Source organism: Paenibacillus kobensis NBRC 15729, assembly GCF_004000825.1.
Lineage (GTDB): Bacteria > Bacillota > Bacilli > Paenibacillales > Paenibacillaceae > Paenibacillus_T > Paenibacillus_T kobensis.
In genome coordinates, this window is record NZ_BILZ01000001.1 from 125,182 (window position 1) to 139,758 (window position 14,577).

Annotated in this window: 15 protein-coding genes; 14 read left to right on the forward strand and 1 reads right to left on the reverse strand. The window is 46.1% G+C overall.

Translation table 11 applies throughout. The features are described 5' to 3' along the window. Positions 1-56 precede the first annotated feature (56 nt). The 5 genes from PKO01S_RS00610 (at position 57) to PKO01S_RS00630 (ending at position 4,936) form a co-directional block, all read left to right on the forward strand. Complete coding sequence (locus PKO01S_RS00610; RefSeq protein ID WP_127529338.1) at positions 57-752, forward strand: response regulator transcription factor; 696 nt, start codon at positions 57-59, stop codon at positions 750-752. After that, positions 749-1,822, forward strand: coding sequence for a sensor histidine kinase (locus PKO01S_RS00615; protein WP_127529339.1), 1,074 nt, complete (start codon positions 749-751; stop codon positions 1,820-1,822). The genes PKO01S_RS00610 and PKO01S_RS00615 overlap by 4 nt, the downstream gene beginning before the upstream one ends. An 82-nt stretch (positions 1,823-1,904) precedes the next feature. Continuing rightward, positions 1,905-2,480, forward strand: a complete 576-nt coding sequence (locus PKO01S_RS00620) for a YdhK family protein (protein ID WP_127529340.1) — start codon at positions 1,905-1,907, stop codon at positions 2,478-2,480. A gap of 99 nt (positions 2,481-2,579) precedes the next feature. After that, positions 2,580-3,188, forward strand: coding sequence for a TVP38/TMEM64 family protein (locus tag PKO01S_RS00625; protein WP_127529341.1), 609 nt, complete (start codon positions 2,580-2,582; stop codon positions 3,186-3,188). Positions 3,189-4,171: 983 nt separating this feature from the next. Further along, complete coding sequence (locus PKO01S_RS00630) at positions 4,172-4,936, forward strand: SDR family oxidoreductase (protein WP_127529342.1); 765 nt, start codon at positions 4,172-4,174, stop codon at positions 4,934-4,936. 355 nt (positions 4,937-5,291) lie between these two features. Here the strand turns inward: PKO01S_RS00630 and PKO01S_RS28620 are convergent, their stop codons facing one another. Beyond that, positions 5,292-5,435, reverse strand: coding sequence for a hypothetical protein (locus PKO01S_RS28620; RefSeq protein ID WP_164779404.1), 144 nt, complete (start codon positions 5,433-5,435; stop codon positions 5,292-5,294). Positions 5,436-5,704: 269 nt separating this feature from the next. On the opposite strand from PKO01S_RS28620, the gene PKO01S_RS00635 reads away from it, so the two are divergent. From PKO01S_RS00635 to PKO01S_RS00675, 9 genes are all read left to right on the forward strand, one after another. Then, entirely contained in the window at positions 5,705-6,433 is a 729-nt protein-coding gene (locus PKO01S_RS00635; RefSeq protein WP_127529343.1) for an amino acid ABC transporter ATP-binding protein, read from the forward strand. Positions 6,434-6,502: 69 nt separating this feature from the next. After that, entirely contained in the window at positions 6,503-7,342 is an 840-nt protein-coding gene (locus tag PKO01S_RS00640; RefSeq protein WP_127529344.1) for a glutamate ABC transporter substrate-binding protein, read from the forward strand. 74 nt (positions 7,343-7,416) lie between these two features. Continuing rightward, positions 7,417-8,070: an amino acid ABC transporter permease gene (locus tag PKO01S_RS00645; protein WP_127529345.1), complete on the forward strand. Its 654-nt coding sequence runs from the start codon at positions 7,417-7,419 to the stop codon at positions 8,068-8,070. Positions 8,071-8,139: 69 nt separating this feature from the next. Then, on the forward strand, positions 8,140-8,790 hold the full coding sequence (locus PKO01S_RS00650; RefSeq protein ID WP_127529346.1) for an amino acid ABC transporter permease: 651 nt from the start codon (positions 8,140-8,142) through the stop codon (positions 8,788-8,790). Between the two features lie 23 nt (positions 8,791-8,813). Further along, on the forward strand, positions 8,814-10,115 hold the full coding sequence (locus PKO01S_RS00655; protein ID WP_127529347.1) for an ATP-binding protein: 1,302 nt from the start codon (positions 8,814-8,816) through the stop codon (positions 10,113-10,115). Positions 10,116-10,120: 5 nt separating this feature from the next. Next, entirely contained in the window at positions 10,121-11,020 is a 900-nt protein-coding gene (locus PKO01S_RS00660) for a response regulator (protein WP_127529348.1), read from the forward strand. Positions 11,021-11,327: 307 nt separating this feature from the next. After that, a complete protein-coding gene (locus tag PKO01S_RS00665; protein WP_127529349.1) occupies positions 11,328-12,101 on the forward strand; it encodes a nucleotidyltransferase domain-containing protein in 774 nt (257 codons plus the stop codon). 174 nt (positions 12,102-12,275) lie between these two features. After that, positions 12,276-13,697 carry a sensor histidine kinase gene (locus PKO01S_RS00670; RefSeq protein WP_127529350.1) on the forward strand — a complete coding sequence of 474 codons (1,422 nt, stop codon included), beginning with the start codon at positions 12,276-12,278 and terminating at the stop codon, positions 13,695-13,697. Next, positions 13,694-14,389, forward strand: coding sequence for a response regulator transcription factor (locus PKO01S_RS00675; protein ID WP_127529351.1), 696 nt, complete (start codon positions 13,694-13,696; stop codon positions 14,387-14,389). Before PKO01S_RS00670 ends, PKO01S_RS00675 begins: the two co-directional genes overlap by 4 nt. Positions 14,390-14,577: the final 188 nt, after the last annotated feature.

Consider the following 14,577-nt stretch of genomic DNA (forward strand, 5'->3'; position numbering starts at 1 on the left):
AAAGAAGTAAAGTATTACGCAATGCGGTAGCCAGTTAATATTAACCGGGGGTTTTTATGAAGACCATTCTTATGGTGGACGACGAAGAAAAGATTCGCGAGGTCGTTGTGTCCTATTTACAAAATGATGGATTTCAAACGATTGAAGCGGATACGGGAAATAAAGCTCTTGATTTGGTGCGCGGCGGCAATATTGATCTTGTTATTCTGGATCTCATGCTTCCAGATTTGTCGGGAGAGGATGTGTGCAAGTCGATTCGGCAGTTCTCTACGATACCGATTATCATGTTAACCGCCAAAGTAACGGAGGACGATCGTGTGCAAGGACTATCTCTCGGAGCAGATGATTATGTATTAAAACCGTTTAGCACGCGTGAGTTAATAGCAAGAGTAAAGGCAAATTTACGCAGAGCACATGACGACACCTTACTTGCTGAAACCATTTTTTTTAATAATGGGGATCTAACTCTCAATCCTTTAAAACATGAGGTTATAAAAGCCGGCAGGCCCGTTGCACTTACACCAAATGAATATAAATTGTTGCACACATTTGCCCGACACCCAGGCAGAACTTTTTCGCGGGAAGAGCTTGTTGAAAAAGTGCTTGGATTTGATTTTGAAGGGGATGCGCGCGCAATTGATCAACATGTCAAAAACCTTAGATATAAGATAGAGTCTGATTCTAAAAATCCTCAGTATGTGATTACCGTTTTTGCTGTGGGTTATCGCTTTGCTGGCGGTGACTCCGCATGAAGGGGTTATACGCTCGAATTGCCATTGCATTTATTGGCATTGCTTCAGGGGTCCTCCTCATATCTACGATTACGTTTATCATTGAGACCCATTACCACCTATCCATGTATAAGCATCAATCTCAAGATATGAATGTGTCTCCATCACCAGCATTTGATACGCATTTCGAACAAGCTCTACTTCAATCGGTTCTATGGACAGCAATACTTGGAATTGTTCTTGCGGTCGTTATAAGTCTCTTTGTGGCAAAGCGGATAACAGCACCACTTATTCAGATGAGAAGTGTTGCTGAACGGATGGCAAAAGGTGAACTTTCTTCCCGTATGGAAGTAAGCGGCAAAGATGAATTGGCTGACCTTGGTCATTCCCTGAACGATTTAGCCGAGCAGTTGCTGCTTCAGGAACAGTTGCGTAAAACCATGACCGCCGATGTAGCTCATGAATTAAGAACGCCGCTTACAACGCTTAAAAGCCATATGGAAGCGATGATCGAGGGGATTTGGGAGCCAACGCCGAAGCGGTTGGAGTCTTGCTATGAAGAGATTGAACGGCTTCGATTTTTAGTTGGCGATTTGGAACAATTGACCGAAGTGGAGTCTCCGGACTTTAAACTTAATATTAAAGAGGAGAACATTAATTTCATCGTGAATCACCATATTGAAGCAAGTAAAGCAGCATATGAAAAAAAAGGAGTTCGGCTTCATTTCCAAATAGACGGAATCGTTCATGTACCATTAGATAAGCTGAGATTTGGCCAGATCATGGTCAATTTACTCAGTAATTCCTTGAAATTCACACCGAAGGGCGGAGAAGTTAGAGTAGCGGTAACGGAGCAAGGACAGTCGGTATTCATTTCAGTATCAGATAGCGGAATCGGAATTCATGAAAAAGAACTCGCATTTGTTTTTGAACGCTTTTACCGTACGGACAAGTCCCGTGACCGGAAGTCCGGGGGTAGTGGAATTGGATTAACGATTGTAAAAAAGCTAATTGTAGCACATGGTGGCACAATCGACATTCGCAGTCAACCAAGCAAAGGTACATTGGTTGAGTTTCGATTGCCTAAATAGTGATCTTTCTCACAAGATCTACACAACCTCTTATTAGAATGAATTCAGAGGTAAATCATCACCTTTGGAAGGGGTTAATGAAATGAGAAAGAAGATAGCTTTATTTAGCACCACTGTGATTCTGGCTATTGCTTTAAGTGCTTGCGGCAGCGGAAATAGTTCGGATCAAGGCCAAGCTGCAAACCATAATCAACAAGGAAATATGAACCATTCAGGAATGGACATGGAACATTCATCTTCAGATAAGCTTCCAGCTGGTCTTAAAGAAGCAGATAATCCAAAATATAAAGTTGGGAGTCAGGCAGTCATACTCGACGATCATATGCCTGGCATGAAAGATGCGATTGCAACCATCGTTGGAGCATATGATACTACGGTTTATACCGTTTCGTACGTTCCGACAACTGGTGGGGAGAAAGTTACAAATCATAAGTGGGTTGTTCATGAGGAAATTATGGATGCGGGTAGTACCCCCTTTGCCACAGGCTATGAAGTGACTCTAATGGCTGACCATATGGAGGGCATGAATGGCGCTAAAGCAACGATTGATACGGCTCAACATACAATCGCTTACGTGATAGATTACACGCCGACAACGGGGGGAGCTCCGGTTAAAAACCATAAATGGGTGACAGAAAGCGAACTGTCTGCAAAGTAAAGTTACGATGTCATTCGTTTGTTTAAAGATACAGGAAATGAGCAGCTCATTCTTACATGGGCTGCTTTGTTAGGCATAGGGACATCTAAGGAGGAAGACGTGAAGAAGTGGTTGCCAATCATCATTTATGGGATAGCTATTTTGTTTATTCTTATGAATAAAGAGCAGTTAATGAATTGGATTCAACTAAGAGACTCCACTAATATTGTGGTGATTTTTTTAATTGCAACGTTCCTTGCATTGTTCCCTGTTGTTCCATATGGGTTAATTGCTGGAGCTCTTGGGGCGAAGTTTGGTTATCTTACTGGTGGCGTTATCAATATCCTGGCATCAACTTGTGCCGCTCTGATCATGTTTATCATATTCCGTAACGCATTATTCGGGTCGGCAAGAAGAGTGATTACGCGAAATCACAAAGTTGATCGTTTTACCACTATGTTCGAAGCCAATGCGTTTTGGGCAGTGTTATTCGCTCGTCTCATTCCCATTATTCCGGCTCAGGTTGTAAATATATATTCAGCAATAAGCCAAATCAAATTCATTACTTTCACACTAGCGACAGTCTTGGGCAAAGTTCCTACAATGATGACATTTACTTTACTGGGCGATCAGTTACATACGAACACGACTAATGCCATTTATACGATCATAATATATTCGTTATTCTTACTATTGGTTTATTGTATAAATCGAGTTTTAAGGAAATAGCATTGGGTTAGTGATCTACGTCAAGAACCACAATCGATTGAATGCCGCATAGTTGCGGCATTTTTTGTTTTAACGCTATAAGTTCTTGTCCAAAGTCAATGACAAGAACTTATAGCGTTAGCCGAAATACATGATTAGTAATTGAATCAAGGAGGCGTTCAAAGAATAACTCTGTCACTGGCAGAAGAGCTGTGCGAAGGTTAGCGATTTTCGTAATCCACCCGATTGCAGTTGGCGACTCTCACCGCTGCATAACGGAAATCAATTACCATTGAAATTACAAGGTAATTAGATTTGTTGTTTAGTAGTTGCAAGAATTATTTGATCTTGCGCGATCTGGCCGTATAATTTTGCTCTATAGATTCATCCTATAGGCAACAGTTGGTGTAAGGAGGTTACTCACATTGAGTGAAAGACTAGTTCACCTGTCGTATATTATCTTGCTCAGCGCGTTGTTGGCGATTGGGTTAGGTGTTGCAGGATGGTTCGTGTTCCATCGCCGGAAGAGGAGATCCCGATAAAGACGAAATGAAACGCCCTTCCATGCCATACGGCAATGGAAGGGCGTTTCAAGTTGATTTGCTCTGTTTCTACGCAGTAATGACTGGAGGCGGCTAGACCAAAATTGAGGTAACTGCTTATTATTCCGCTCTTGTCATCCGACATAGCGGGGAAAGAAGTGGTGCCGCCATTTGACAAGAACTTATATCGTTTGCCGAATAGGGACAAGAACATAATATTGTTAGCCGCGGTTTTGAGACGAGTACGAAAGCACACGCGAGAGAATGCGCCGTCTGCGACGGTGCTGGCCGAAGGCAGTTCGGTTTGCTATTCCGCCCGATCACATTGGCTCCCCTCCATGGGATGATAATTCCTTTATTGGTCCGTATTTTGGGTTCAATGAATTTGAGTGCAACATTTCAAAATTCACCTTGTGTTATAACTATCGTGTACCGCATTTAACAAAGGAGGAGATTAAAATTATGAATAGATTAAACGGTAAAATTGCTTTGGTTACAGGCGCAAGCCGGGGGATTGGACGTGCCATCGCGACGCGTTTAGCGCAAGAAGGAGCATTAGTAGCTGTTCATTATGGCACGAATCGAGCAGCTGCAGAAGACGTAGTACAAGATATTGAGCAGAATGGAGGGACTGCATTCACGATTGGTACGAAACTTGGTTCTTTAGAAAGCATACAGACGCTTTATAGATCATTGGATGAATTGTTGAAAGAGCGTACTGGTGATACTCACTTCGATATACTAGTGAACAACGCAGGGATCGCCCTCGTAGCCCCAATTGAGGATACTACGGAAGAGGCGTATGAAGAAATCATGAAAATAAATGTAAAAATGCCATTTTTCCTGACTCAACAAGCTTTGCCACGTTTACGAGATGAAGGTCGAATTATTAACTTGTCGTCCTCTATAACAAGAATTTCGTTGCCCGCTATTCCTGCATACAGTATGACCAAGGGGGCAATCAACACACTAACACTCGCTTTGTCCAACCAACTCGGCTCACGTGGAATTACGATTAATGCCATACTACCAGGATTCGTTGCCACGGATATGAATGCCACAATGCTGCAAGATCCTGCCTCACAAAAATATGGTGCTGATTTTTCTATCTTTGGAAGATGGGGGCAACCAGAGGATGTTGCTGATATAGCTGTTTTTCTAGCTTCTTCCGACAGCCGTTGGGTAACCGGGCAATTGATTGATGCCAGTGGAGGTTCACATTTGTAAATCTATTCACTTATTAGGGTGAGAGTGGCATGAGTTCGGTATTGACGGTAATGATCCCTCTGAAAAGGATAATTCACATTACAAGGATAAAGCTAATAAAATTAAAGATGATTTGATCACAAAATTCCGTGTTAAAGAATAGATCGTTTTGACAGATGAATGAATTAACCCAATTCGGGATCTATTTCCCCAAAAACCCCACAAGAACATTTTGCCTATTCATCATATCCGTGCAGAGGGCCCACTCCCTGCACGGATATTTTTCATTTCGGTTTCTAGAACCACTAAGCTTTTGAGGAAACTCTTTAGCGACAACCTCTTATCTTATAGCTCACCTGATACATTAATCCATCATTTAGAAGTAAGCGTCAAACAGCTCCCACCTTGAAGTCTCTTCGTTGACGACAAGCAACCAGAAAATCGCGAGTGCGCCCGCCACTAAAACGCTTATCCAGCTACGCTTCTTCAGAATCATTCGTCTGCTCTGTTGCATGCACATTAGAATTGCCTTCAGCACGAAGCCACAGTGAGATTCCCTTCCGCATATGCTTGATCCGAAGAAGCTACAGTTGCAGACCCTTCTGCGCTCGTAACCAATATCGCCAGAGTACTGAGCACTCGTTTGTAAAAAAAATCATGAACTTAATGTCGGATTCGTTAGGATTGCGTAAGTTTTCAATATAGTTGTCTACAACGTATGTTATCTAACCTAACCTAACACATCTTGTCCATCAGAGAGGTGCAGGGCAACGGAAAGGGGGGATTGCGTTGATTGAATTTCAGCAAGTGGAGAAGCATTATGGCGATTTTCATGTGCTTAAAGGCATCGGTCTTCGAATCGCGCAGGGTGAAGTCGTCGTTGTGGTCGGGCCTTCCGGATCGGGGAAAAGTACCCTCCTCCGCTGCATCAACCGGTTGGAGGCTATTACGAGCGGCCGTCTGACCGTCAACGAAGTCGACGTCACCGATAAGAAAGCCGACATCAACAAGCTGCGGCGGGAAATCGGCATGGTGTTCCAGCACTTCAATCTCTATCCCCATATGAAAGTGATCGACAATATTACGCTCGCTCCAATGAAGGCGCTCGGTGTGCAGAAGCCGCAGGCGGTGGATACGGCCAGGATGTATTTAGAGAAAGTCGGCATCGCGGACAAGGCTGGCTCGTTTCCTTCGCAGCTGTCCGGCGGACAACAACAGCGCGTAGCCATCGCCAGGGCGCTGGCCATGAAGCCGAAGATCATGCTCTTCGATGAGCCGACCTCCGCACTTGATCCGGAAATGGTAGGTGAAGTGCTGGACGTCATGAAGACCTTGGCGCATGAAGGGATGACGATGGTCGTCGTAACGCACGAGATGGGTTTCGCGCGGGAAGTGGCGAACCGCGTCGTCTTTATGGACAAAGGGCAAATTGTCGAAATCTCTCCGCCGGAAGAATTCTTCGAGCAGCCTCGGGAAGAAAGGGCGCGTTTGTTTCTTAATCGCGTTCTGCGCCATTAACGGCTTTGCGCGCGATCGGAACATGTTGCCAAAATCATGCAATTCCATAACGGAGAGGGGTTTTAAGTTATGAAGAAAAGAAGTTGGATGACGCTTGGCATTGTACTTGCGTTTCTTGCCACGGCATTATTGACTGGATGCAGCAGCAAAGAAGGAGGGGAAGGCAACGACGCGAACGGAGATTCACCGTCCAAAGCCGGTTCGGCGCTGAGCGGCATCAAGAGCAGAGGGAAACTCGTCGTTGGCGTCAAGTACGACACGAAGTTGTTCGGCCTGAAGGATCCGGCAAGCGGCAACGTCGAAGGCTTCGACGTCGACATCGCCAAGGCACTCGCCAAGGAGATTCTCGGCGACGACACCAAGATCGAGCTTAAGGAAGTCACATCCAAAACGCGCATTCCGATGTTGAACAACAATGATATCGATATGATCGTCGCCACGATGACGATTACGGAGGAGCGCAAGAAAGAAGTCGATTTCTCCGACGTGTACTTCAAGGCGGGCCAGTCCCTTCTGGTGAAGAAAGGTAGTCCGATCAAGAGTATTAATGACATCAAGAAAGGCACGAAAGTATTGGCCGTGAAAGGCTCGACCTCGGTCGACAACATCAAGGCGAAGGTGCCGGACGCGACCATCCTAGAGTTTGATAACTACCAGGACGCGTTTAACGCGCTCAAAGCCGGTCAGGGCGACACGCTGACGACCGACAACGCGATTTTGTACGGCATGGCCGTTCAGGACCCGAACTACGAGGTTGTCGGAGAGCCGTTCACCGACGAGCCGTACGGCATCGCGATCAAGAAAGGCGCAACCGATCTTCTGAACAGCGTCAACGAAGGATTGAAGAAGCTGCACGACAGCGGCGAATACGACAAGATTTACGAGAAATGGATCGGCAAAGGGGAATAGTGATCTACGAACAATGGATGGGTGGCCAAGCGCCACCCATCTTCTGCATATCGGGAATAGCGGGAGGGGTCAGCATGCCGGACATATCGATTTTTATGGACTATTTCGGAATCTATATGAAAGGGTTTAGCAACACGATCTGGGCGAGCGTCATTGCTTTACTCGGCAGCTTCGCTCTTGGGACGATCATCGCCGTATTCCGTATTTCGTCCGTCAAGCCTTTGCGGTGGATCGGGACGGCTTACGTCGAGTTCGTTCGGAATATACCGCTGCTGCTGGTCGTTTTTGTGTTTTATTACGGGTTGCCTTCGCTCGGAGTGACGTTAAGCGGATTCGTCTGCGGCACGGTCGGACTTATGGTATATACCGCCTCCTTCGTTGCCGAAGCAATTCGGGCGGGCATCATGAGCATTCCGTCCGGACAGACGGAGGCGGCCAGAGCGTCGGGATTGACGTACATGCAGACGATGCGGCATGTCGTGCTTCCACAGGCGATTAAAATCGTCATTCCGCCGCTCAGCAACCAATTCATAAACCTCGTGAAAAACTCGTCGATTCTCGGCGTCTTCGCCGGATTCGACTTGATGTATTATGGCGATCAGGTGGCCAGCAAGACGTACGCCACCTTTGACACCTATATTTTCGTCGCGGCGCTGTATCTCGTTCTGACCCTTCCTTTAAGCTTTGCGGCGCTGCAGCTCGAACGAAGGTTGGCCAAGAACGGATAGAAATGCCGTTATGCAACAGGAACACCGTGAAACGCAAGATTCGCTAATAACGATTAGGAGGATCGGCGGATGGACATCGCTGGCGCTTTCTCTTACCATAATCTCATCTTCGTCATGAAAGGCTTCGGCATCACGCTCTGGGTTGCTTTCGTCGCGATCGTGTTGAGTTTCGTGCTGGGCAGCATCACCGGAACGCTGCGTTATATGAGAATTCCGGTCGTATCCCGCATCCTCGGAGTGATCGTCGAGTTTATCCGCAATTTACCGCTGCTGTTGATCTTGTTTTTCACCTATTTCGCGATGCCGGACGTCGGTCTCAAGCTGGGGGTCATGAGCTCGGCCATCGTCGGTCTGGCGGTATTCGAAGCCGCCATGATCTCGGAAATCGTGCGCAGCGGACTAAGCTCCATCCCGAGAGGCCAGGTGGAAGCCGCCCGTTCGTCGGGTCTCACTTATACGCAGACGGTTTGGCATATCGTGCTCCCGCAGGGACTGAGGCGCATGGTGCCGCCGATCGTGAGCCAATTCATCTCCTTGCTCAAGGACACGTCGCTAGCCATCGTCATATCCCTGCCTGAGCTGATGCACAATTCGAAGATCGTCATCGCGCAAAATTTCAATTATACCCTTCCGATTCTTGCGCTTGTGGCCGTCTTGTATTTCGCGGTCAATTACGCGCTGTCGCTTGCGGCTAGGCGCCTGGAGAATAAATGGGGCTAAGCATCCTCGGACTTTAGATCCCGATGGGAGTCATTCCTATAGTCATACAAAAGTGGTCCAAATCCGAAAGCATGCAAATAACCGTCGTCTCCATCGTCGTAGCGGTTGCCGGGGAATTCAAGATCAACCCGTTCATCGGCGAGGTTTTTCGCATCGGTCTTGGCAGTAGCGCCTTTCTGTTCCTGCTTCTGTTGATGAGCCATCTGCATTATTGGCGGACAGGGATCGCCACAGGCGCGGCGGTGCTGCTGTTTCGGGTATCTTTTGACGGAGCCGCCTCGGCCGGCACGTTCTATCTTCTCGACAGCGTGAAGACGCACTTCTCCGCAATGCTCTATTACATCGTCTTCGGGGCCGGAATGGCCCTCATTCAACGCAGATTGCATCAATTGAATCCGCTTATTCTCGGCGCGTGCGTGTCGCTGATCGACGTTGTCTCCAATGAAGCGGAGCTGCTGATGCGCAGCGTCGCTTTCGGACTGCCGCATTTTCAAACCAATCAGTGGATGCTGATTTCGGTCATCGCCGTGGTGCGCAGCTATTTTACGACGGGCATCTACAGCAGCATTGCCGTGCACCAAATGCGAAGCGTTCACGCCGAACAGCAAAAACGGATCGAACAAATGATCAATGTCGGCAGCGGGCTCTATGGCGAGGTCTTCTATTTGCGCAAATCGATGGATGTAATCGAACAGATTACCGCGAAGAGCCACGATCTGTACGGTCTTCTGAGCAAAGAAGGGCTGAACGACTACAGCCGGTCCGTTCTCGAGATTACCCAGCAGATTCACGAGGTGAAGAAGGATTCGCAGCGAATCCTGGCTGGACTGATGAAGCTGGTCGACCTGGAGAGCGCCTCGGAAATGACCTTAGCGGAGATCGTGGAACTTGTGGTTAAGTCGAACGGCGAATACAGCCGGATGCTGAAGAAAGAGGTACTGATCGAGAAGGACGTCGGCATCGATTACCTGACCGCCCACTACATACCGCTTATTACCGTGCTTAACAATTTGGCGGCCAACTCGGTCGAAGCGATCGAGCGGCTTGGAACAATACGCATCCACGTACGCGAACGAGAAGGAGAAACCTTGTTTATCGTCAGCGATACGGGGACGGGGATCGACGAACAAGATAAGGATATGGTGTTCGAGCCCGGGTTTACGACCAAATTCAATCAGGAAGGCGTCGCTGCGACCGGCATCGGCCTCTCGCATGTTCGCGATATCGTCGGCTCGTTCACCGGCAGACTCCTCCTGATCGAACCAGGGCGGGATACCACGTTTGCCGCGGCTTTTCCGACCGTTAAGTTGAAGAAGGGAGTGTAGGCGCAATGCTATCGTTCTGTATTGTCGACGACGATGCGGTAAGCAGGCGTATGCTGCAGACGATTATCGAGAAAAGCGGCGTCGGCGAGGTGCTCGGAATGGCGTCGGGCGGCGTTGAAGGGAAGCTGCTTGTACTGGACGAGAACCCCGATGTCGTGCTCATTGATCTATTGATGCCGGACCAGGACGGAATTAAAACGATCACGCGGCTGAAACAGGAAGGGTACGAGGGCAAGTATGTCATGATCTCACAGGTCGAGAATAAAGAAATGATCAGCAAAGCGTATCAAGCGGGAATTGAATTTTATATCCAGAAGCCGATTAATCGGGTGGAAGTCAAAGCCGTGCTTGGTAAAGTAAGCGAGCAGTGGCGAATGGCCCGTTATCTGAAGGAAATCAAACAGTCGATCGCGAAGCTAGATGACTTGAGCTCGGAGCCCGCGGGCACGCGAAAGAAGCACGATGCCAAAGAAATCATGCGTATGATCTTAATGGATATGGGCATCATCGGGGAGAGCGGAAGCCATGACATCATTGAGATGATGTCATGGCTGATTGGGCGGCATCAGGGCGTGGGCTTTCCACCACTGAAAGCGTTATACGAGGTCGGAGCCCGGACGAGCAAGCCAGAAGGCGGCGATATTGAGAAGGAAGGGAAAGCGCTCGAGCAGCGCGTTCGACGGACCGTCATCGCCGCTTTATCCAACTTGGCGAGCATCGGGCTCACGGATTACAGTCACCCGAAGTTCGAGCGTTACGCGCCGCTTTATTTCGACTTCGAAGACGTGCGTCTCAAGATGCGAGAAATCGACGAGAAATGCCCACAGGAAAAGCGCAAAGTCAATATCAAGAAATTTCTTCAAGTCCTATACCTGGAAACGCTGGATAAAATGAAAAATCAATGAGCTGAAAGCCGTAAATTAGAATCAATGTCAATCGACAAGAGTAAAACTCCTCCGACAATTTGTAAGAGGACAAGAACATATATCCATGAGAATCCGCCATTTGAGCGGATTTTTTATTTTATGGATAACTCAGTGTAACCTAAGTTCTCTAAGCCTAATGTTATGTATTTACGAAGGTCGTCAATTTGCTTAATATGGAATTATTATTGAAATTCGTAAATAAGACGGTTATCGGAGAAATAGCCTCTCGGGCTCGTGAATAACAGAACGTAAGCCGAAAGAAGTTCTTAATTTAGGAGAAGTCTATATGATATTAGAAAAAGTTATAAATAGAATTGTAATACAAAGTGAATATAAGGATTTTGTTGATAAGTATATAAATAATATACTTACTGAATTTAAAGGTAAGATTCATAGCATTTATATGTGTGGCTCGATTCCAAAAGGAACTGCTATACCTTTTAAGTCAGATGCAGACTTTACTATTGTATGTGTAAATCCCAAAGATATTGATTACGAAAGATTGACAAATATTAAAGATAGGCTTTTGGAAGAATATCCGGTAGTGACTAAGATTGATACGATAATTTGCTCGATTGACGATGTATTAAGTAAATCAAATGAGTGGGGTTTTTGGGTTAAGATAATTTGTGTTTGCGTATATGGTCATGACGCTGGTGAAAAAGTACCACCCATAATCATTTCTCCAGAGTTCATTATAGCCTTAAATACAGAGACCAAGGAGGAAGTAGATCGTATACATCGTTTACTTTCTAATGCTAGTCATAACACAATGAAAACTAGATATATTAAAGGGTACTCTAAGAGATTAATTCGTGCATTATACTCTTTGGTTTTAGAAGATACAGGTGTATGGCAAGATGACATTATTAAGATGAAGAATGCCATATTAAACTATTGTGAGATTGACTCCGCCTTAGTTGATTATCTGTATGCTTGTTACTTAGATAGTAATGTACTTGTTGAAGAGTTTCTGGGAATTGCAGATGAAGTATTTAGCTATTTTGAGAACGCCTTAAATGCAATGGCTGCAATGTCTACCCGGCGAGAATCTGATTAACCGCAGCGTTGAGGCGTTTGGTAACCGTCTCTCGGTTAGCAGAATGTTTAGCATATGTTTAGAAAATCCTACTTTTCAGTTTATAATTTACGATTATTATCTAACTTAAGAAACTAATTTTTTCTATGGGAATCGTTGAAATGACTTTTCATGCAATTCTTTTGAGGTGCCGCGATGAAAGTGGGAAAACGACTATTTATTTCTAATACTCTGATGGTGCTGTCAACTTTGTTGGTGTTGCTTGCAATAGGCGGTGGAACGATTTGGGCGAACCAGGTGGAGTTCAATAAAAACACTCAACTTGACGGTAACATCTTCAGGGTTAAGTCTGTTTTGGAGCAACAACAAGGCGCCGTTCCCGATTGGACTGCGCTTAGTGCCGCTCTGGCAGACTATGATTATCAACTTTATGTGGAACAGGGTAATACATTAGTTTACTCCAATGTGAAGTACCCCAAAATTGCATCCTATCTGCAAAAGCTCCAATTGAGCGCCGATCAGACAAGCGTGTTTTATGAGGATGGCGTGACGGCGATTGGAACACTCATTTCTATCGGAGATGAAGCCTATCTTGTGAGTGCAACTACGAGCAGCATTCATACCCAATGGTTTGGTGCAGACCGGAGCCGGTTTGACAGTTTCCTGATTACCTTCCTGCTTGTGGGACTTGCAGCTATTGCTGTCCTTTTGTTTATCAGTCAGTTGTTTACCACGCGACTCGTCAGGCGCATCATGACGCCGATCAATAAGTTGACCGAAAGTGCTAAGCGCATCGAAGAAGGCGATCTCTCAACCCCCATTGTCTATGCGGGAGAAGATGAATTTGAATCCGTATGCACTTCCTTCAATCAGATGCAGGCTCATCTCAGAAACGAACAGGGTAAAAACTCCACATACGAAAAAGCTCGTACAGATATGATCTCCGGCATTTCTCACGATTTGAGAACACCACTCACCTCTGTCAAAGGGTATATAAAGGGCTTGCAGGACGGAATCGCAAACACACAAGAAAAGCAAAAAGAATATCTATCGATAGCATACAATAAGGCCTGCGATATGGACGTGCTGCTGCAACGATTATTCTACTTCTCGAAGCTGGAAACAGGTAATCTGCCTTTCTTTCCGATAGATACAGACATGGGCAAGTTCGCTGAGAAATATGCTTTGGATATTCAGGATGATTTGAAGCAGAAGAATGCTTCAATCATGTTTGAGAAATCCGACGGCAGTCATTGGGTACGGATCGACACAGAGCAAATGAGACAGGTGCTAGCTAATCTCGTTGAGAACGCACTGCGATATGCAGGTGCAGAATCGTTAAAGCTCTCTCTTACGGTTACACAGGCAAATGAAAATGTAGTTCTTCGCTTTGCAGATAACGGAAACGGCGTATCACCGGAGAAGCTGCCTCACTTGTTTGAGCAGTTTTATCGCGGAGATGAATCAAGAAACACCAAAAACAGCGATGGAACCGGTCTTGGGCTGTATATCGTGAAATACATTATTGAGGCGCAGGGCGGAACTGTTGTCGTCGAGAACGATCAGGGGTTGAAATTTACGATCACTTTGCCCTCGGTGAAAGGCGGAAGAACATGACGAAAATATTGATTGCCGAAGACGATGCCGAAATCGCCAGTCTGGAAAGGGATTACCTGGAAATTAACGGCTTTGAAATAGAAATTGTGGCAGACGGCAGCAAGGTAGTGAAAACCATCTTAGAGGGAAGCTATGACCTTATTATTTTAGACCTTATGCTTCCCGGAAGCAGCGGCTATGATATTTGTCGTGAAATTCGTAATCAGATTGATATTCCGATTCTCATGGTGACGGCCAAAACGGAATCCATTGATAAAATCCGCGGGCTTGGCTTAGGAGCGGATGACTATATTGCAAAGCCTTTCGACCCTGCGGAATTGGTGGCCAGGGTCAAGTCTCATTTGAGTCGTTATGACCGTCTTACTCATGCATCCTCTCGAAATTCGGAAGAAAGCGCAATCCATATTGGCAACCTGAGAATTATGACCCGGAGCTGGAAGGTATATCGTGACGGACAGGAAATCAAATTTCCAAACCGGGAGTTTGAGCTGTTGAAGTTCCTTGCCACGAACCCGAACATCGTTTTCTCCAAAGACCATCTTTTTGAAAAGATTTGGGGATATGATTATGGCGGAGACAGCGCCACGGTGACTGTTCACATCAACCGCATTCGGGAGAAAATCGAGGAAGATCCCTCGAAACCAAGAATGATTGAAACTGTCTGGGGTGCTGGCTATCGGCTAAACCTGTAATGGACAGAGGGTAGAAGCAAAGGGGTAGAAGCATACGTATTGGAACAAGCGAAACCATGCTCCCGTTGTATTACCGGTGGCATGGTTTTTCTTTGTTTAGAAATCGTTTAGATCTTTTCACCTTCCAGTTTATAGTGGATTGTTATCATGATATCAGTACAGTTGATCTTTCGTAACGATCAGCCTAT

Coding starts and splice junctions, on each gene's coding strand:
- PKO01S_RS00640 (WP_127529344.1), top strand. CDS start 6,503: ATGAAGAAAAGAAGTTGGATGACGCTTGGCATTGTACTTGCGTTTCTT.
- PKO01S_RS28620 (WP_164779404.1), bottom strand. CDS start 5,435: ATGTGCATGCAACAGAGCAGACGAATGATTCTGAAGAAGCGTAGCTGG.
- PKO01S_RS00650 (WP_127529346.1), top strand. CDS start 8,140: ATGGACATCGCTGGCGCTTTCTCTTACCATAATCTCATCTTCGTCATG.
- PKO01S_RS00630 (WP_127529342.1), top strand. CDS start 4,172: ATGAATAGATTAAACGGTAAAATTGCTTTGGTTACAGGCGCAAGCCGG.
- PKO01S_RS00615 (WP_127529339.1), top strand. CDS start 749: ATGAAGGGGTTATACGCTCGAATTGCCATTGCATTTATTGGCATTGCT.
- PKO01S_RS00655 (WP_127529347.1), top strand. CDS start 8,814: ATGGGAGTCATTCCTATAGTCATACAAAAGTGGTCCAAATCCGAAAGC.
- PKO01S_RS00620 (WP_127529340.1), top strand. CDS start 1,905: ATGAGAAAGAAGATAGCTTTATTTAGCACCACTGTGATTCTGGCTATT.
- PKO01S_RS00665 (WP_127529349.1), top strand. CDS start 11,328: ATGATATTAGAAAAAGTTATAAATAGAATTGTAATACAAAGTGAATAT.
- PKO01S_RS00675 (WP_127529351.1), top strand. CDS start 13,694: ATGACGAAAATATTGATTGCCGAAGACGATGCCGAAATCGCCAGTCTG.
- PKO01S_RS00645 (WP_127529345.1), top strand. CDS start 7,417: ATGCCGGACATATCGATTTTTATGGACTATTTCGGAATCTATATGAAA.
- PKO01S_RS00670 (WP_127529350.1), top strand. CDS start 12,276: ATGAAAGTGGGAAAACGACTATTTATTTCTAATACTCTGATGGTGCTG.
- PKO01S_RS00660 (WP_127529348.1), top strand. CDS start 10,121: ATGCTATCGTTCTGTATTGTCGACGACGATGCGGTAAGCAGGCGTATG.
- PKO01S_RS00610 (WP_127529338.1), top strand. CDS start 57: ATGAAGACCATTCTTATGGTGGACGACGAAGAAAAGATTCGCGAGGTC.